Origin of the sequence: Actinacidiphila glaucinigra (assembly GCF_035918135.1) — a bacterium.
Lineage (GTDB): Bacteria > Actinomycetota > Actinomycetes > Streptomycetales > Streptomycetaceae > Actinacidiphila > Actinacidiphila glaucinigra.
In genome coordinates, this window is the sequence record NZ_CP109144.1 from 3342333 (window position 1) to 3360611 (window position 18279).

The 18279-nt window shown below is 72.5% G+C and carries 16 protein-coding genes and 1 pseudogene; 8 read left to right on the forward strand and 9 right to left on the reverse strand.

Features of this window, described 5'->3' with window-relative positions; genetic code table 11:
• Positions 1–32: 32 nt before the first annotated feature.
• The 3 genes from OIE69_RS14515 to OIE69_RS14525 all read right to left on the reverse strand — a co-directional run bounded on the left by OIE69_RS14515 (position 33) and on the right by OIE69_RS14525 (position 2787).
• On the reverse strand, positions 33–1733 hold the full coding sequence (locus OIE69_RS14515; RefSeq protein ID WP_326572369.1) for an acyl-CoA mutase large subunit family protein: 1701 nt from the start codon (positions 1731–1733) through the stop codon (positions 33–35).
• 152 nt (positions 1734–1885) lie between these two features.
• Positions 1886–2221: a DUF3817 domain-containing protein gene (locus OIE69_RS14520; protein ID WP_326572370.1), complete on the reverse strand. Its 336-nt coding sequence runs from the start codon at positions 2219–2221 to the stop codon at positions 1886–1888.
• A gap of 59 nt (positions 2222–2280) precedes the next feature.
• The gene (locus tag OIE69_RS14525) at positions 2281–2787 is read right to left on the reverse strand and encodes a MarR family winged helix-turn-helix transcriptional regulator (protein WP_326572371.1); all 507 of its coding nucleotides are present in this window, start codon (positions 2785–2787) and stop codon (positions 2281–2283) included.
• A gap of 417 nt (positions 2788–3204) precedes the next feature.
• Here OIE69_RS14525 and OIE69_RS14530 point away from each other — a divergent pair, with 417 nt between their 5' ends.
• Positions 3205–4830, forward strand: coding sequence for a M4 family metallopeptidase (locus tag OIE69_RS14530; protein WP_326572372.1), 1626 nt, complete (start codon positions 3205–3207; stop codon positions 4828–4830).
• Between the two features lie 103 nt (positions 4831–4933).
• Here OIE69_RS14530 and OIE69_RS14535 read toward each other — a convergent pair.
• Together OIE69_RS14535 and OIE69_RS14540 are read right to left on the reverse strand one after the other, a co-directional pair.
• Positions 4934–5173 (reverse strand): annotated as a pseudogene (locus OIE69_RS14535) (MFS transporter); the annotation flags it as partial.
• Between the two features lie 71 nt (positions 5174–5244).
• The gene (locus tag OIE69_RS14540) at positions 5245–6471 is read right to left on the reverse strand and encodes an MFS transporter (RefSeq protein WP_326572374.1); all 1227 of its coding nucleotides are present in this window, start codon (positions 6469–6471) and stop codon (positions 5245–5247) included.
• A 91-nt stretch (positions 6472–6562) separates the two neighbouring features.
• On the opposite strand from OIE69_RS14540, the gene OIE69_RS14545 reads away from it, so the two are divergent.
• Entirely contained in the window at positions 6563–7537 is a 975-nt protein-coding gene (locus OIE69_RS14545) for an ArsR/SmtB family transcription factor (protein ID WP_326572375.1), read from the forward strand.
• 36 nt (positions 7538–7573) lie between these two features.
• Here the strand turns inward: OIE69_RS14545 and OIE69_RS14550 are convergent, their stop codons facing one another.
• Together OIE69_RS14550 and OIE69_RS14555 are read right to left on the reverse strand one after the other, a co-directional pair.
• Entirely contained in the window at positions 7574–7867 is a 294-nt protein-coding gene (locus OIE69_RS14550) for an MTH1187 family thiamine-binding protein (protein WP_326572376.1), read from the reverse strand.
• Positions 7864–8217 (reverse strand): DUF3817 domain-containing protein, encoded by a 354-nt coding sequence (locus tag OIE69_RS14555; RefSeq protein WP_326572377.1) that lies wholly within the window; start codon positions 8215–8217, stop codon positions 7864–7866. The genes OIE69_RS14550 and OIE69_RS14555 overlap by 4 nt, the downstream gene beginning before the upstream one ends.
• A gap of 318 nt (positions 8218–8535) precedes the next feature.
• On the opposite strand from OIE69_RS14555, the gene OIE69_RS14560 reads away from it, so the two are divergent.
• The 4 genes from OIE69_RS14560 to OIE69_RS14575 all read left to right on the forward strand — a co-directional run bounded on the left by OIE69_RS14560 (position 8536) and on the right by OIE69_RS14575 (position 11138).
• Positions 8536–9174 carry an AIM24 family protein gene (locus tag OIE69_RS14560; protein WP_326572378.1) on the forward strand — a complete coding sequence of 213 codons (639 nt, stop codon included), beginning with the start codon at positions 8536–8538 and terminating at the stop codon, positions 9172–9174.
• Positions 9174–9824 carry an AIM24 family protein gene (locus tag OIE69_RS14565; protein ID WP_089225102.1) on the forward strand — a complete coding sequence of 217 codons (651 nt, stop codon included), beginning with the start codon at positions 9174–9176 and terminating at the stop codon, positions 9822–9824. Before OIE69_RS14560 ends, OIE69_RS14565 begins: the two co-directional genes overlap by 1 nt.
• Positions 9821–10597 carry an AIM24 family protein gene (locus OIE69_RS14570; protein ID WP_326572379.1) on the forward strand — a complete coding sequence of 259 codons (777 nt, stop codon included), beginning with the start codon at positions 9821–9823 and terminating at the stop codon, positions 10595–10597. The genes OIE69_RS14565 and OIE69_RS14570 overlap by 4 nt, the downstream gene beginning before the upstream one ends.
• Before the next feature lie 64 nt (positions 10598–10661).
• Positions 10662–11138, forward strand: a complete 477-nt coding sequence (locus OIE69_RS14575; protein WP_018563499.1) for a MarR family winged helix-turn-helix transcriptional regulator — start codon at positions 10662–10664, stop codon at positions 11136–11138.
• Positions 11139–11177: 39 nt separating this feature from the next.
• On the opposite strand, the gene meaB is transcribed toward OIE69_RS14575, so the two are convergent.
• Together meaB and OIE69_RS14585 are read right to left on the reverse strand one after the other, a co-directional pair.
• A complete protein-coding gene (gene meaB / locus OIE69_RS14580; RefSeq protein WP_326572380.1) occupies positions 11178–12134 on the reverse strand; it encodes a methylmalonyl Co-A mutase-associated GTPase MeaB in 957 nt (318 codons plus the stop codon).
• 203 nt (positions 12135–12337) lie between these two features.
• Complete coding sequence (locus OIE69_RS14585; RefSeq protein ID WP_326581156.1) at positions 12338–13513, reverse strand: acetyl-CoA C-acetyltransferase; 1176 nt, start codon at positions 13511–13513, stop codon at positions 12338–12340.
• Between the two features lie 172 nt (positions 13514–13685).
• On the opposite strand from OIE69_RS14585, the gene mce reads away from it, so the two are divergent.
• Positions 13686–14114 (forward strand): methylmalonyl-CoA epimerase, encoded by a 429-nt coding sequence (gene mce, locus OIE69_RS14590; RefSeq protein ID WP_326572381.1) that lies wholly within the window; start codon positions 13686–13688, stop codon positions 14112–14114.
• Positions 14115–14292: 178 nt separating this feature from the next.
• Positions 14293–18189 (forward strand): polarized growth protein Scy, encoded by a 3897-nt coding sequence (gene scy, locus OIE69_RS14595; protein ID WP_326581158.1) that lies wholly within the window; start codon positions 14293–14295, stop codon positions 18187–18189.
• Positions 18190–18279 lie beyond the last annotated feature (90 nt).

Genomic DNA, 18279 nt, shown 5'->3' on the forward strand with positions numbered 1-18279 from the left:
ACGCGCTGTCCCGACGGGCCCCGCGTCGTCCGTCAGAAGCGGGCGGGCTCGGTGTAGCTGCCCCACTCGTCGCGCAGGGCGCCGCAGATCTCGCCGAGCGTGGCCTCGGCGCGCACCGCGTCGAGCATGGGCCCGATCATGTTGCTGCCGTCCCGGGCGGCGGTCAGCATCGCGTCCAGCGCCTTGCGGACGGCCGCGTCGTCGCGCTCGCCCTTGCGGTCGGCCAGTACGCGGACCTGCTCGCGCTCGACCTCGTGGCTGACCCGCAGGATCTCCAGGTCGCCTGTCACGGAGCCGGTGTGGCAGTTGACGCCGACGACCCTCTTGTCGCCCTTCTCCAGGGCGCGCTGGTACTCGAAGGCGGCCTCGGCGATCCGGCCGGTGAAGTAGCCGTCCTCGATGCCGCGCAGGATGCCGGAGGTGATCGGGCCGACCGGGTGCCTGCCGTCCGGCACCGCGCGGGCGCCGAGCTCCCTGATCTTGTCGAAGATCTTCTCCGCGTCCGCCTCGATGCGGTCGGTCAGCGCCTCGACGTACCAGGAGCCGCCCAGCGGGTCGGCCACGTTGGCGACGCCGGTCTCCTCCATCAGTACCTGCTGCGTCCGCAGCGCGATCTCCGCCGCCTGGGCGCTGGGCAGCGCCAGCGTCTCGTCCAGGGCGTTGGTGTGCAGCGAGTTGGTGCCGCCGAGGACCGCGGCCAGGGCCTCCACGGCGGTGCGGACGACGTTGTTGTACGGCTGCTGGGCGGTCAGCGAGACGCCCGCGGTCTGGGTGTGGAAGCGCAGCCACTGCGCCTTGTCGGTCTGCGCGCCGTACACGTCGCGCATCCAGCGGGCCCAGATCCGGCGCGCGGCGCGGAACTTGGCGATCTCCTCGAAGAAGTCCAGGTGCGCGTCGAAGAAGAAGGACAGGCCCGGCGCGAAGGTGTCGACGTCCAGCCCGCGGGACAGGCCCAGCTCCACGTAGCCGAAGCCGTCGGCGAGGGTGTAGGCGAGCTCCTGCGCGGCCGTGGAACCGGCCTCGCGGATGTGGTACCCGGAGACCGACAGCGGCTTGTACGCGGGGATGCCCGCCGCGCAGTGCTCCATCAGGTCGCCGATCAGGCGCAGGTGCGGCTCGGGGGCGAACAGCCACTCCTTCTGCGCGATGTACTCCTTGAAGATGTCGGTCTGCAGGGTGCCGTTGAGCACACCGGGGTCGACGCCCTGGCGCTCGGCGGCCACCAGGTACATGCAGAAGACCGGCACCGCGGGGCCGGAGATCGTCATGGAGGTCGTGACGTCGCCGAGCGGGATGTCCTTGAACAGGACCTCCATGTCGGCGGCGGAGTCGATGGCGACACCGCAGTGGCCGACCTCACCCAGCGAGCGGGGGTCGTCGGAGTCGCGGCCCATGAGGGTGGGCATGTCGAAGGCGACGGACAGGCCGCCGCCGCCCGCCTCGAGGATCATCTTGTAGCGCTCGTTGGTCTGCTCGGCGTTGCCGAAGCCCGCGAACTGGCGGATCGTCCACGTACGGCCCCGGTAACCGGTCGGGTGCAGTCCACGCGTGAAGGGGTACTCGCCGGGCCAGCCGATCCGCTCGAAGCCGGGTACGCCTTCGCCGGCGGGAGGGCCGTACACGGGCTCGACCGGATCGCCGGAGAGCGTGCTGAAGTCGGCCTCGCGCTTGCGCGCGGCGTCGTAGCGCGCCTGCCAGCGGCTGCGCCCCTCCTCGATGGCTGCAGCGTCCATGCCGTGTCTCCGCCTCTCTCGCCTACCGGGCACATCCCCGTAGCACGAGGATGACCCCTACAAGGCGAAAATACTAGGACGTCCTAGTATTTGTCGACGGCGAATCCTCCCACTCACTGAGGGAGGGGAGGAAACCGCAGGTCAGGCGGGTGTCAGACCTTGACGGGTTCACCCGCGGGGACCACCAGCGGGGTGACCTCGCGGCTCACCTTGCGCTCGACGAAGAACGCGGCGGTGGGGATCGTGCCGGCCAGCAGCACCCAGGCCAGCTTGCCGAGCGGCCACTTCGCCTTGGAGCCCAGGTCGAAGGCGAAGACCAGGTAGAGGACGTACAGCCAGCCGTGGGCGATGCTGACGACCTTGGTGAAGCCCCCGGCGCCGTCGATCTCCAGCACGTACTTGGCGATCACGCCGATGGTCAGCAGCACCAGCAGCACGCCCGTCACGTAGGCGAGCGTGCGGTACCGGGTCAGAACACTCTGCTTCATGCCGACGAGCGTAACCGCTGCGATTCCGGCGCCCGCCACGGCCCCGGCCGTGGTGCGCCTCACTCCTCGAAGTCCCCTGCGGCTATGCGCAGCGGTCGCAGCAGGTCGAAGATCTCCGCGCACTCCTCGTCGTCGTACGCGCCGAGCCCGAACTTCATCCCCATGAGGTCCTCGGTGGCGGCTTCGCACACCTCCCGGCCCTTGGCGGTGATGGAGGCGAGCGTGCCGCGGCCGTCGTTCGGGTTCGGCCGCTTCGCGACGAAGCCGGCGGCGACCAGGCGGTCGACCGTGTTGGTGACCGAGGTGGGGTGCACCATGAGGCGTTCGCCGATCTTGGACATCGGCAGCTCGCCCTCCTTGCTGAAGGCCAGCAGCACCAGGGCCTCGTAGCGGGCGAAGGTCAGTCCGTACGGCTTGACGGCGGAGTCGACCTGGGAGAGCAGGATCTGCTGGGCGCGCATGATCGACGTGATCGCGACCATCGAGGGGACGCGTCCCCAGCGCCGGGTCCAGATCTCGTCGGCACGGGCGATGGGGTCGAAGGGCAGGCTCAGCGGCTTGGGCACAGGCCCGAGCCTACCCGTCGGTCACATGCTGGGCAGCCGCGTCTCGCGTGCCGGGACGGCGTCGTCCGCCGGCGCCATGGTGCGCGTGATCGTACGCCGCGTCCCCGTCACACGTATTACCGCGATGTTTCAGCCATCCAGGACGCGGATCGTGACCGGAAAGCCGCCCTCCCCGGGGAGGGTTTCCCCTACGCATGGGACGGAGTTGTCACCCTTTGGGCCGGGAGATGGCCGCATGGGCCCGGGTCGCCGTCGCACGAACCGGCCAAAGGATGAAATGCACCTGTCATTAACCCGTCGTTCGGTGCGAGGCTCCTTGCCGCGCGGAACACCGCGCACCCCCCACACAGCCCCGGTCACCCACATGCCCGGGGTCCTCGCCCGTCGCCCCCACGCGACGGGAGCCAAGGAGTCACATTGCGCAAGAAGCTGGCATTCGGCACGCTCGCCGCCGCCTCGGCGCTCCTGGCCGGCGGTCTCCAGTCCCTCGCCGCGAACGCCCAGAGCGCGCCCACCGCCCAGGGCATCGCCGCCTCCCACGCGCAGGCCCTGTCCGACGCCCGCGGCGAGGCCGCCGGCCTCGCCGGGAGCCTCGGCCTGGGCGACCGCGAGCAACTGACCGTCAAGGACGCCGTCGTCGACCCCGACGGCACCCGTCACCTGCGCTACGACCGCACCTACGCCGGCCTGGAGGTGCTCGGCGGCGACCTGGTGGTGCACCAGGGCAAGAACGGCGCCACCCGGTCCGTCTCGCGCGCGGTCACCGCGAGAATCGCGCCCGCCACGCTCACGCCCTCCGTCACGGCCGCCGCCGCCCGGGAGAAGGCCGCGGCGACGGTCAAGGGCCTGCTGAAGACCCCGCTCGTCAAGGGCGAGGAGCCGCTGAAGGCGGTCGGTTCGGCCGCGGCCCCCGAGAAGGTCGTCTGGGCCGTCAGCGGCACGCCCCGCCTGGCGTACCGGACCGTGGTCCACGGCACCCAGGCCGACGGCACCCCCAGCGCGCTCAACGTCGTCACCGACGCCGCCACCGGCGCCGTGATCCAGGCTTACGAGGGCATCCGGACCGGCAGCGGGACCGGCGTCCACGTGGGCTCGGTCCAGCTGACCACCACGAAGTCCGGCAGCACCTTCACGCTCAAGGACGCGAGCCGCGGCGGCATCTACACCACGGACCTGAACAACCGCACCAGCGGGACCGGGACCACCTTCTCCGACACCGACGACGTCTGGGGCAACGGCTCCGCCTCCAACCGCCAGTCGGCCGCCGTGGACGCGCAGTTCGGCGCGGCGGCGACGTGGGACTTCTACAGGAACACCTTCGCCCGCTCCGGCATCCGCAACGACGGCAAGGGCTCCCTGTCGCGCGCCCACTACGGCAGCAACTACGTCAACGCCTTCTGGGACGACAGCTGCTTCTGCATGACCTACGGCGACGGCTCGGGCAACACCCACCCGCTGACCGCCCTCGACGTCGCGGGCCACGAGATATCCCACGGCGTCACCAGCGCCACGGCCGGCCTGACCTACTCCGGGGAGTCCGGCGGCCTCAACGAGGCCACCTCCGACATCTTCGGCACCATGGTGGAGTTCTACGAGAACCTGCCCTCGGACACGCCCGACTACCTCATCGGCGAGAAGATCGACATCAACGGTGACGGCAGCCCGCTGCGGTACATGGACAAGCCGTCCAAGGACGGCGCCTCCGCCGACTACTGGTCGTCCTCGGTGAAGAACCTCGACGTCCACTACTCGTCGGGCGTGGCCAACCACTTCTTCTACCTGCTCTCCGAGGGCAGCGGCGCCAAGACCGTCAACGGCGTGAGCTACAACAGCCCGACGAAGAACGGCTCCACCGTCACCGGCATCGGCCGCGCCAAGGCCGCCGCCGTCTGGTACCGCGCGCTGACGGTGTACTTCACCTCGTCCACCAACTACGCCAAGGCCCGCACCGCGACCCTGAGCGCGGCCAAGGACCTGTACGGAACCGGCTCCGCCGAGTACAACGCGGTCGCCGCCGCATGGACCGGGGTCAACGTCAGCTGACCCAGGACGGACCGGTTGACCCGACCGGCACCCCATCACTCGTGGTGCCGCGGACCGCCCCATACGGTCCGCGGCACCACGAGCACGTCTCCGCCCGGCCCGCTCAGGCGCCGCCGGCGGCGGTCCTGCGCACCCGCCCCAGCACCACCAGGACGCACACCGTCCCCGCACCGGCCGCACCCGCCGCCACCACGTGCGGCGCGACGAACTCCGCCGCCGCCCCCGCCACCGCCATCCCCAGCCCCTGGATCGTCATCAGCCCCGCCGACTGCAACGTCATCGCCCGCCCCCGCAACGCCTCCGGCACCGCCGCCACGAACCACTGGGCTGAACCTCCCCCGGCCGCCCTCGCACCGCTCGGCCCTGGGGGCCTCACGGGCTTCGGCCGCCTGCGCCGCGCTCCGCCCGGCCCTCTCACTTCCCGCCGCCGCCCGCACTCCCCCGCACCCGCCCCAGCACCACCAGGACGCACACCGTCCCCGCACCGGCCGCACCCGCCGCCACCACGTGCGGCGCGACGAACTCCGCCGCCGCCCCCGCCACCGCCATCCCCAGCCCCTGGATCGTCATCAGCCCCGCCGACTGCAACGTCATCGCCCGCCCCCGCAACGCCTCCGGCACCGCCGCCACGAACCACTGGTCGAGCCCGAGGGTGTACGCGGCCGTCAGGCCCGTGGTGAACATCGCGGCGACGGCCAGCGGCAGTGAGGGGCGCAGGGCGAAGAGGGCGTACGGCAGGAGCGAGCACGCGACGAGCGGAACGGTCAGACGGGCGCGGGCGGCCGGGGGCAGGAAGGCGCCCGCGAGGAGTTCGCCGAGGACGGTGCCGACGGGCATCGCGGCCATGAAGAGGCCGAGGCCCGGGGTGCCGGCGCCGATGGAGTCGGTGTACGGGGCCGCGAGCGCCTCGGGGAACACCACGAAGAACGGCTGGATCCAGCAGAGCAGCAGCAGGGCCCGCACCCGGGGGTCCCGCACCAGGCGGCCGGTGCCACCGGCGGAGCGTGCCGCGCCGCCGCCGCGCGCCGGGCGCCGTGCGGTGCCGAGGCGCAGCAGCAGCGCGGAACCCAGGAAGGCCGCCACAGTGATCGCCAGCGCGGCCCGCGGCGGGAGGACGACCAGCAGGAACCCGCCGACGCCGAAGCCCACGATCTGCGCGCCCTGCGCGACCATGCGGATCAGGGAGCGGCCCAGCACAAAGGTGTCGCCCGGCAGGATGTCGGCCAGGCTCGCGGCCCGGGTGCCGGTGAACACCGGCGCGATCATCGCCATCACACAGCGCAGGCCCAGCAGGACCGCGATCGGCGTCCCGGGCAGCACCATCCCGGCCGCGCACAGGGCGCACAGCAGGTCGCAGACGACGAGCACCCGGCGCGGCGGGAAGCGGTCGGCGATCCCGGCGAGCAGGGTGCCGCTCAGCGCGTACGGCACGAAGCCGAGCGCGAAGGTGAGCGCGGTCAGCAGCGGCGACCCGGTGAGCCGGAACACCAGCACGGACAGGGCGATCTCGGCGACCACGGTGCCCTGCAGCGACAGCACGTGCGCCGCGAAGACGGCCCGGAACTCGCGTACGGCGAAGACCGCGCGGTAGCCGCGCCCGGCGGCCGGGCCGGCCGCGGCGGTGTCGGTGTTCAGCGTCATGGGCGCAGCCTGGCGGCCCGGTGGGGGCACGGCGTAGTGTTTCGGCTCCAGCCGAAAGTATCGGGTCACAACCGTGGGAGCGGGGGGTGCCGTGCCGTTCCGCATGCGTTTCGGACCGGACGACCTGCTGCGCTGCCGGTTCGCGGTCTCCCCTCTGTGGGAGACCGAGGGCGCGGTCCGCACGCTGAAGGAGCCCGGGCTGCAGGCCTACCACATGCCCTGGCTGCGGCAGACCCGTGAGGCGGCCCGGGCGCTGGACCTGACGCCGCTGTGGCTGCTGATGCCGCGCCCCGGTCACAGTCCGGACTTCCTCTGCCCGCCACCGCAGGGCCCGTCGGCGGCCATCGAGGACGAACTCGCCCGGGTGCGGGCCACCGACCCGGAGGCCGCCCGGCAGGACCTGGCCCGTTCGCTGGCGGACACCCCGGGCGCCGCCGCCACCCCGCAGGGCCGGGCGATGCTGGCCGACCCGGCGCGCGCGGTACGGGAACTGGCGGACCTGTACGAGCGGGCCTGGCAGGCACTGGTCGCCCCTTACTGGCCCCGGCTGCGTGCCGTGCTGGAGGCGGACATCGCCTTCCGCGCGCGCCGGCTCGCGGACGGCGGGCTGACCGGGCTCTTCGCCGACCTCCACCCGTCGCTGAGCTGGGCCGACGACACCCTCACGCTGCACAAGCCGACGGAGCACGACCGGGACCTGGGCGGCGACGGCCTGGTCCTGGCGCCCAGCGTCTTCGTGTGGCCGGACCTCGCGGCGGGCTTCGACCCGCCGTGGCAGGGCACCGTGGTCTATCCGGCCCGCGGCATCGGCGGGCTGTGGCAGGCGCCGCAGGCAGCCTCCGAAGCCCTGGTGCGGCTGCTCGGCGCCAACCGCGCCGCCATCCTCGGCGGGCTGGGCGAGCCCGCGACCACGACCGCGCTCGCCCACCGGCACGGCCTCGCCCTGTCGTCGGTGTCGGCGCACCTGGCGGTCCTGCGGGACGCGGGCCTGCTCACCTCGCGCCGCTACGGCCACCAGGTGCTGTACGAACGCACCCCGCTGGGCGGCGCGCTGGCCGGCGACTGACCGCCGGTGCGCGCCACCCCGCGGGGTGCGGTGCGGCTACTGCGCGAGGTACCGCTCGACGGTCTCCACCTTGGAGGTGAGCCCGTCGGTGACGCCGGGCCGGATGTCGGCCTTGAGGACCACCGAGACGCGCGGCGCCCGGGCCTCGACGGCGGCCACGGCGCGCTTGACGACGTCCATGACCTCGTCCCACTCACCTTCGACGGAGGTGAACATCGCGTCGGTGCGGTGGGGCAGGCCCGACTCGCGGACCACGCGGACCGCGTCGGCCACGTACGCGCCGACCTCCTCGCCGACGCCGAGCGGGGTGACGGAGAAGGCGACGATCATGCCTCGACCACGCCTTCCTTGAGCTCCTTGCGCGCGCGGGCGGCGATGACGCTGTCCTCGGCCTCGCGGCGAAGCCTGCGCTCGGCGAAGAAGCCGCCGGTGGGGAGGACGGAGAACACGAAGTAGAGCGCGGCGCGGCCGAGCGGCCACTTGGCGCGGTTCCAGGCGTCCAGCCAGAACACGACGTAGAGGATGAAGAGGATGCCGTGGATCATCCCCATCACCGGAACCGCGTTGAATTCCGTGGTGCGCTTGAGCACCGAGCAGATCAGCAGGAGCAGGAAGGAGACCCCTTCCGGGGCGGATACCAGGCGGAGCCGGTTCAGGGCGGAGGCGGTCTTGGTGTCCACGGGACCTCACTATCGGGACAGGGACTGCGGCGGGCGCCGGGGCTGACGATCGGATTGTTTGTGAATGCGATCACAAACGCTCCGCCCATTATGACCCGGCGCCCGGGCCGCCCCTCCCCCGGGGTCGTGGGTCGCCGGTGAACCGCCGGCGCGCGGACGGCGTCCCCCTTCACGACACGCGACGACCCGGCTCGTGAAGAAGGAGGAAGCGGGATGAACATTCCACCCGGGGCGGCGGGAGCGCCGCACGGAACCGGTGCACATCGTGTGACGAGGACCCTGGTGACGGGTTCCTCCCGGACGGATACGGTCTGACCCGTGGCTCAGTTTCGATTGCAGGGCAGCAAGGTGCTCGCCGTGGACATGGCCGGCGACGCCGTGAAGGCGAAGAACGGCTCGATGGTCGCGTACGACGGCCAGATGAGCTTCAAGAAGATGTCCGGGGGCGGCGAGGGTCTGCGCGGCATGGTGACCCGACGGCTGACCGGCGAGTCCATGGAGGTCATGGAGGTACGAGGGCAGGGCACCTGCTACTTCGCCGACCGCGCGAGCGAGATCAACCTCGTGCGGCTGAACGGCGAGAAGCTCTACGTCGAGGCGAGCAATCTGCTCGCCACCGAGGCGACGCTGCGTACCGGAACCACCTTCACCGGGCTGCGCGGCGCCTCGCAGGGCAACGGCCTGTTCACCACCACGGTGGAGGGCGCCGGCCAGGCGGCGATCACCTCCGACGGCCCGGCGGTGGTCCTCCGCGTCACCCCCGGGATGCCGCTGCAGGTGGACCCGGGCGCGTACGTGGCGCACACCGGCAACCTCCAGCAGCACTTCCAGACCGGCATCGGCTGGCGGACGGTGATCGGCGAGTCGGGCGGCGAGTCCTTCCAGATCCGCTTCGAGGGCGACGGCCTGGTGTACGTGCAGCCGAGCGAGCGCAACACCGTCGGGGGGCAGGTCTGATGCCGTTCACCCGCATCAACTCCAAGATGGTCGAGGCCCAGGTGCTGCCGGGGCAGCGGCTGTTCAGCCAGCGCGGCGCGATGCTGGCCTACCGGGGGAACGTGAGCTTCACCCCGAACATGCAGGGCGGCCAGGGCGGCATCGGCTCCATGATCGGCCGCCGGCTCGCCAACGAGGCGACCCCGCTGATGACCGTCGAGGGCCACGGCTCGGTGATGTTCGGCCACGGCGGCCACCACGTGCACTGCGTGGACCTGGGCGGCGACACCCTCTACGTCGAGGCGGACCGGCTGCTGGCCTTCGACGGCTCGCTGCGGCAGGGCACGATGTTCATGGGCTCCCAGGGCGGCGTCATGGGCGTCATCCGCGGCCAGGTCACCGGCCAGGGGCTGTTCACCACGACCCTGCAGGGGCACGGCGCGGTCGCGGTGATGGCGCACGGCGGCGTCATCGAGCTGCCGATCACCCCGCAGCGCCCGGTGCACGTCGACCCCCAGGCGTACGTCGCCCACCGCGGCGACGTGCGCAACAAGCTGTCCACCGCGCTCGGCTGGCGCGACATGGTGGGCCGCGGCTCCGGCGAGGCGTTCCAGCTGGAGCTGTCGGGTCAGGGCACGGTCTACGTCCAGGCGAGTGAGGAGAAGCTGTGAGCACCGGACCGGTCGTCCACGACCCGTACACCCTGCCGGTCGACGACAACGTCAACCCGTACGCCTTCAGCGTCGACCTGAAGGGCCAGTGGTTCCTGCAGAAGGGGAAGATGATCGCCTACTACGGGCAGATCAGCTTCCACGGCATCGGCCACGGCGCCCTCGACGGGCTGATCCGCAGCAACTTCCACTCCCCGCTGCACGCCGCGGACTGGGTGGTCGCCGAGGGCCAGGGCAAGATGATCCTCGCCGACCGGGCGTTCGACGTGAACTCCTTCGACCTGGAGGACGGCAACCTGACCATCCGGTCGGGCAACCTGCTGGCGTTCCAGCCGGGCCTGTCGCTCAAGCAGTCGATCATCCCCGGTTTCCTCACCCTGATCGGTACGGGGAAGTTCGTGGCGGCCTCCAACGGCGCAGTGCACTTCGTCGAGCCGCCGGTCCGCGTCGACCCGCAGGCCCTGGTGGGATGGGCGGACTGCCCGTCCCCCTGCCACCATTACGACCACGGGTACATGCGCGGCGTCCTGGGCGGGCTGCGGGCGCTGACCGGCGTCGGCGGCACCTCGGGCGAGGAGCACCAGTTCGAGTTCGTCGGCGCGGGGCAGGTGCTGCTCCAGTCGAGCGAGGTGCTCATGCCCGAGCAGGCAACGGGCGCGGTCCCGCACGAGGCCGGTGTCCCGGGCGGCGGGGCGGGCGTCCCGGGCGCGCAGCAGGGCGTGCCGAGGCTCCCCGGACAGCTCGGGGACCTGCAGCGCCGCTTCGGTCTGTGAACCTACCGACACGTACCGGGACCCCGAATAATCCGGATTTCAACTTTCTGGGTATAATTCCATCATGGAGACAGAGACCGGCACCCTTTGGCTGACCGCCGACGAGCAGCGCACCTGGCGCATCCACCTGGAGGTCAGCAAGCTGCTGACGCACCAGCTCGAACGGGATCTGCAGCCGTTCGGTCTGACCTACAACGACTACGAGATCCTGGTGAACCTCTCGGAGTCGAGCGAGCACCGCATGCGGATGAGTGACCTGGCCCGCGCCACCCTGCAGTCCAAGAGCCGGCTGTCGCACCAGATCAGCCGTATGGAGACCGCGGGCCTGGTCCGCCGCGAGAACTGCGAGTCCGACCGGCGCGGGCTGTTCGCCGTCCTGACCGAGGACGGCTGGGAGACCATGCGCAAGGTCGCCCCGCACCACGTCGCCGCCGTACGGGAGCACTTCATCGACCTGCTCCCCGCCGAGGACCTGGCGGCCCTGCGCAGGGCCCTCAACCCGGTCGCGGACCACCTGCGCGCGGTGCGCGGCAAGGCCTGACCCGCCGCTGCGAGGGCCCGCGCCCGGGGGGCGCGGGCCTCAGGCCTGCTCGGTGAGGCCCGCGACGAGCTCGTCGGCGGCGGCGTACGGGTCCAGGGCGCCGGCGACGATCCGTTCGGCGAGCGCGCCGAGACGGCGGTCGCCGTGGAGGTCGCCGATGCGCTCGCGCAGCGTGGTGACGGCGATGTGCTCGACCTCCAGGGCCGCGCGGCGCAGCCGGCGCTCCGCGAGCACCCCGTGCTCCTCCATCCACGCGCGGTGCTTCTCCAGGGCCTCGACCACCTCGTCGATGCCCTCGCCGCGGGCGGCGACCGTCTTGACGATCGGGGGGCGCCAGTCGCCCGGCCGGCGGGTCTCGCCGAGGCCCAGCATGTGGTTGAGCTCGCGGGCGGTCGCGTCGGCGCCGTCCCGGTCGGCCTTGTTGACGACGTACACGTCGCCGATCTCGAGAATGCCCGCCTTCGCCGCCTGGATGCCGTCGCCCATGCCCGGCGCGAGCAGCACCACGGAGGTGTCGGCCTGGGCGGCGATCTCCACCTCGGACTGGCCGACGCCGACGGTCTCCACCAGGACCACCTCGCAGCCGGCCGCGTCGAGCACGCGGATCGCCTGCGGCGCGGCCCACGCCAGACCGCCCAGGTGGCCGCGGGTGGCCATGGAGCGGATGTAGACGCCGGGGTCGGACGCGTGGTCGCTCATCCGGACCCGGTCGCCGAGCAGGGCGCCCCCGCTGAACGGCGAGGAGGGGTCCACGGCCAGCACCCCGACCCGCTTGCCGGCCCGCCGGTACGCCGAGACGAGCGCCGACGTCGACGTGGACTTGCCGACGCCCGGCGAGCCGGTCAGCCCGACCACGTACGCGCCGCCGGTCAGCGGCGCGAGCGCGGCCATCACCTCACGCAACTGCGGGGACGCCCCCTCCACCAGCGAGATCAGCCGGGCAACCGCCCTCGGGCGGCCCTGCCGCGCCTGCTCCACCAGGGTGGGGACGTCCATCGCTACGCTCCTCGTTGCCTTTCAAGGGCTCGGTTCGCCTCCGGTGCGCTCAGCCGTCGCCGACGGTCGACCGTGCTCGCCCGCTCGTTCCTCGCGGGCTCCGCGCTCCCCCAGCTCCCGCTGGGAGGGGCCCCCATCTTGTCGGCAACGGCCGCTCCCCTTCGGCTCACTCGCCGTTGGTGCCGTTGCTTGCCGGTACTCCGCTACTTGCCCGGCACGCGGATGATCAGGGCGTCGCCCTGGCCGCCGCCGCCGCACAGGGCCGCCGCGCCCACACCGCCGCCGCGGCGCTTGAGCTCCAGGGCCAGGTGCAGGACGATACGGGCGCCGGACATGCCGATCGGGTGACCGAGGGCGATGGCACCGCCGTTGACGTTCACCTTTTCAGGTGTCACGCCCAGGTCCTTCATGGACTGCACCGACACCGCGGCGAACGCCTCGTTGATCTCGATCAGGTCCAGGTCGCCGACCGACAGGCCGTCCTTCTTCAGGGCGTGCGCGATGGCGTTGGACGGCTGCGACTGCAGCGAGTTGTCCGGGCCGGCCACGTTGCCGTGGGCGCCGATCTCGGCGATCCACTCCAGGCCCAGTTCCTCGGCCCTGGCCTTGCTCATCACGACCACCGCGGCGGCGCCGTCGGAGATCTGCGAGGAGGTGCCCGCGGTGATCGTGCCCTCCTTGCTGAAGGCGGGGCGCAGCTTGGCCAGCGACTCGGCCGTGGTCTCCGCGCGGATGCCCTCGTCCTTGGCGAAGACCACCGGCTCGCCCTTGCGCTGCGGGATCTCCACCGGGGTGATCTCGGCCTCGAACAGGCCGTTCTTCTGCGCGGCCGCCGCCCGCTGGTGGGACAGCGCGGCGATCTCGTCCTGTTCGGCACGGCCGATGCCCAGGCGGGTGTTGTGCTTCTCGGTCGACTCGCCCATGGCGATGTTCTCGAAGGCGTCGGTGAGACCGTCGTACGCCATGGCGTCCAGCATCTGGACGGCGCCGTACTTGAAGCCCTCGCGGGACTTCGGCAGCAGGTGCGGGGCGTTGGTCATCGACTCCTGGCCGCCGGCCACGACGACGTCGAACTCACCCGCCCGGATCAACTGGTCGGCGAGGGCGATGGCGTCCAGACCGGACAGGCAGACCTTGTTGATCGTCAGCGCCGGCACGTTCATCGGAATGCCGGCCTTGACCGCTGCCTGGCGGGCAGGGATCTGCCCGGCACCCGCCTGGAGCACCTGGCCCATGATCACGTACTGCACCTGGTCACCGCCGATGCCCGCCCGGTCCAGCGCGGCCTTGATGGCGACGGCGCCGAGTTCGGCCCCGGAGAAGGTGCGCAGCGAGCCGAGGAGCCGGCCCATGGGGGTGCGCGCACCCGCGACGATCACGGAGGTTCGTGCCTGGCTGGTCATGACGCGGCCCCTTTGCACGGAGGGAATGTTAACGATGGTTTTCGAGGGTGCTGTCAATGTACTGAGAGGTGGAGCCGGCGGTCACCCGGCAGACGGTGTGATCGCGCGCACGTTGCGTGACCATGCGGACCGGCGGTCCACTGGAGTCATGCTGACGCGAATCGACCACATCGGCATCGCCTGCTTCGACCTCGACAAGACCGTCGAGTTCTACCGTGCCACCTATGGCTTCGAGGTGTTCCACACCGAGGTCAACGAGGAGCAGGGTGTGCGCGAGGCCATGCTCAAGATCAACGAGACCCCCGACGGCGGGGCCTCCTACCTGCAGCTGCTGGAGCCCACCCGCGAGGACTCCACCGTCGCCAAGTGGCTGGCCAAGAACGGGGAGGGGGTGCACCACATCGCCTTCGGCACCGAGGACGTCGACGCGGACGCGGCTTCCGTCCGCGACAAGGGCGTGCGGGTGCTCTACGACAGCCCGCGCAAGGGTTCCATGGGGTCGCGGATCACCTTCCTGCACCCCAAGGACTGCCACGGAGTGCTCACCGAGCTCGTCACCTCGGCCAAGGACCACTGACCGGAGACGACTCGCCCCGGTAGAGTGGCCTGGCGACCCCGGGGTGGGCTGGGGTACCTGCCCGCGCCTCGGCGTGGGATCGGACACAATTCTCCGCAAGGCTCCGCGGTAAACGGGGCCCCGGGGAATCTCACTCGGTTGGCGGGTGGGTACACCAGGAGACGGATGGGACCGCGGAGTGCGGGGCTACGACCGCTACGAGGTTGAGGACGACCACCTCTCGCAGTTCGAGGCCGAGATGGAGCGGCTTCGTAAGGAGCGGGACAAGGTCGTCCAGCATGCCGACGACCTCGGCTACCAGGTCGAGGTGCTGCGCGCCAAGCTGCACGAGGCGCGCCGCAACCTCGCGAGCCGCCCTGCCTACGACAACCTCGGCCACCAGGCCGACCAGTTGCTGCGCAATGCCCAGATCCAGGCCGACCAACTGCGCGCCGACGCCGAGCGGGAGCTGCGCGAGGCCCGGGCGGCCACCCAGCGCCTCCTGCAGGAGCAGGCCGAGCACCAGGCCCGCGTGGAGGCCGAGTGGCACGCCGAGGCCGTCGGCCGGCGCCGCCGGCTGGACGAGGAGCTGGCCGAGCGCCGCACCAACGTCGAGAGCCACGTCAACGAGAACGTGGCCTGGGCCGAGCAGTTGCGGGCCCGCGCCGAGTCGCAGGCCCGCCGGCTCATGGAGGAGACCCGCGCCGAGTCGGAGGCCGCGCTGGCCGCCGCACGCGCCGAGGCGCAGCGGATCGCCGAGGGCGCCCGCGACCGGCTGGAGTCGGAGTCCTCGACCGCGCGCGCCGAGGCCGAGCAACTGCTGCGCCGGGCCCGCGCGGACGCCGAGCGGCTGCTGAACGCCGCGGCCAGCCAGGCCCAGGAGGCCACCACGCAGGCCGAGCAGCTGCGTGCCTCCACCCAGAGCGACACCGACAACGCCCGCACCCAGGCCGGCGAACTCTCCCGCTCCGCCGAGGAGAAGCTGCGCGAGGCACAGGAGAAGCTGCGCGAGGCGCAGAGCGAGGCCGACCGGCTCCGCGAGGAGGCCTCGGCCAACGCCGCCAAGCGGCTGGCCACCGTCGACGCCGACAACGAGCAGCGCACCCGTACGGCCAGGGCCGAGGTGGCCCGGCTGGTCGCCGAGGCGACCAAGGAGGCGGAGGCCGCCAAGGCCGAGGCCGAGCAGATCCTCGCCGACGCCAACAACGAGGCCGAGCGGCTGCGCAGCCAGGCCCAGGAGACCGCCAAGTCCGAGGCGGCGGAGGACGCCGCGGCGGCGCTGGCCAAGGCGGCCCGCACCGCCGAGGAGGTCCTCAACAAGGCCACCGAGGACGCCCGTGCCACCACCGGCGCGGCGAGCGAGGAGGCCGAGCGCATCCGCCGCGAGGCGGAGGCGGAGGCGGACCGGCTCCGCGGCCAGGCCGAGGAGTCGGCCGAGGAGCTGCTCGGCACCGCCAAGGACGACACCAAGGAGTACCGCGCAAAGACGGTCGAGCTGCAGGAGGAGGCCCGCAGGCTGCGCGGCGAGGCCGAGCAGCTGCGCGCCGAGGCGGTCGCCGAGGGCGAGCGCATCCGCGGCGAGGCGCGGCGCGAGGCGGTGCAGCAGATCGAGGAGGCGGCCCGGTCCGCCGAGGAGCTGCTGACCAAGGCGAAGGCCGATGCCGCGGAACACCGGCAGAAGGCGACCGCCGACTCCGAGAAGGTCCGCACCGAGGCGATCGAGCGGGCCGGGGGCCTGCGCCGGCAGGCCGACGAGCTGCTGGAGCGCGCCCGGGGCGAGGCCGAGCAGGTCCGCGCCGAGGCCGAGCAGCAGGCGGAGCAGGTCAAGGAGGACGCCGAGGGCGCCGGCCTGCTGCTGCGCGAGGAGGCCGAGCGGGCCGCCCAGCGGCTGCGCGACGAGGCCGAGGCCGATCTGGTCCGGCTGCGCGAGGAGGCCGAGCACCGCATCGCCGCGGCCGAGGAGGCGCTGCGCGAGGCCCGCACCGAGGCGGAGCGGCTGCGCCGCGAGACCGCCGAGGAGGCGGCCACGCTGCGCACGGAGGTCGCCGAGCGGGTCCGCGGGCTGCAGGAGCAGGCCGAGCAGGAGACGGTACGGCTGCGCGACGAGGCCGCCGCCGACGCCTCGCAGACCCGGGCCGAGGCCGAGCAGCTGGCCGTACGCCTGCGGGGCGACGCCGCCGCCGAGGCCGAGACGCTGCGCACCGAGGCCCAGGAGACCGCCGACCGGGTCCGGGCCGAGGCGCAGGAGACCGCCGGACGGCTGCGGGCCGAGGCCGCCGAGGCGCTGTCCGCCGCCCAGGAGGAGGCCGTGCGCCGCCGCCGGGAGGCCGAGGAGCTGCTGGGCGCGGCCCGCGGCGAGGCGGAGCAGGAGCGCGCGCAGGCCGGCCGCGAGGGCGAGGAGTTGCTGGCCGCCGCCCGCAAGCGTGTGGAGGAGGCCGGCGCCGAGGCGGAGCGGCTGGTCGCCGAGGCCGAGCGGCACGCGGCCGAGCTGGTCGGCGCGGCCGAGCAGACCGCCCAGCAGGTGCGGGACTCGGTCAACGGCATGCACGAGCAGGCCGAGGAGGAGATCACCGGGCTGCGCTCGGCGGCCGAGCACGCCGCGGAGCGCCTGCGGTCCGAGGCCCAGGAGGCCGCGGACCGGCTGCACGCGGACGCCAACGCCGAGCGCGAGCGCGCCACCGAGGACGCCCAGCGGATGCGCCGCGAGGCGCAGGAGGAGGCCGAGGAGGCCCGGCAGCTGGCCGACCGCACGGTCGGCGAGGCGATCGAGGAGGCCGACCGGCTGCGGACGGAGACCCGCGACGAGGCCAACCGGCAGCGGGTGGAGGCCGCCGAGCAGGCCGACCGGCTGCTCACCGAGGCCATCGAGGAGGCCGACCGGCTCCGCGCCGACGCCGCCGCCCGGGCCGAGGAGACCGTGGGCAAGGCGCAGCGCGACGCCGAGCGGCTGGGCATCCTCGCCAAGGACGCCCTCGACTCCGCCGAGCGGGACGCCGAGGAGCGCCGCCGCGCGGCCGAGGAGTCGCTGGGCAGCGCCGAGGCGGAGGCCCGCCGCATCATGGACGAGGCGCGCGACGAGGCCAACAAGCGCCGCACGGACGCGGCCCAGCAGGCGGACCAGCTGATCACCAAGGCCCGTGCGGAGGCGGAGCGGCTGGGCATCCTGGCCAAGGACGCGCTGGAGTCCGCCGAGCGCGACGCCGAGGCCGCCCGCGCGGAGTCCGACCGGATCCGGGACGAGGCCCGCGAGGACGCCAACAAGCGCCGCGCCGAGGCCGCGGGGCAGGCGGACGAGCTCATCTCGCAGGCGCAGGGCGAGGCTCTCAAGATCGGCACCACCGCGGAGGAGCAGGCCGACACGATGGTCGGCGCCGCCCGCAAGGAGGCCGACCGGATCGTCGCCGGGGCCACCTCGGAGAGCAACGGCATGGTGGAACGGGCCCGTACGGACGCCGACACGCTGCTCGAAGAGGCCCGCAGGGACGCCACCGCCATCCGCGAGCGCGCGACGGAGCTGCGGCAGCGCGTCGAGGCCGAGGTCGAGGAGCTGCACGAGCGGGCCCGCTCGGAGTCGGCCGCCACCATGAAGTCGGCGGGCGAGCGGGTCGACAAGCTCGTCGCGGCCGCCACGGAGCAGTTGGAGAAGGCCGAGGCCAAGGCCCGCGAGCTGGTCACGGACGCCGAGGCCAGGGCCGAGGAGACGCGGTCCAACGCGAGCGCGGAGGCGAGCAAGGTCCGCATCGCCGCGGTGAAGAAGGCGGAGGAGCTGCTCAAGGGGGCCGAGCAGAAGAAGAACGACACGGAGCGCGACGCGGAGCGGGTGCGCAGCGAGGCCCGCGTCGAGGCCGAGCGCATCGTGACCGAGGGCAAGAAGGAGCTCGAGGTGCTCAGCCGGCGCCGTCAGGACATCAACGCGGAGATCACCCGCGTGCAGGATGTCCTCGAGGCACTGGAGTCATTCCAGCAGCCGGCCGAGGGGGGAAAGGGCAACAGTCAGAACGCCGCACAGAACGGTAAGAACGCGGTCACCGCTGGTGCAACGGCCGGTACGCCCCGGACAGGGAGCAAGCGGTCCGACGATGCGCCACTCGATTGAGCGGACATTGTGCACAGTTACTGGACAGTGACTGTAAGACACGCCGCTTCGGCCCCTAGGATTCCCCCTATCACCCCACCCGGTCTGAAT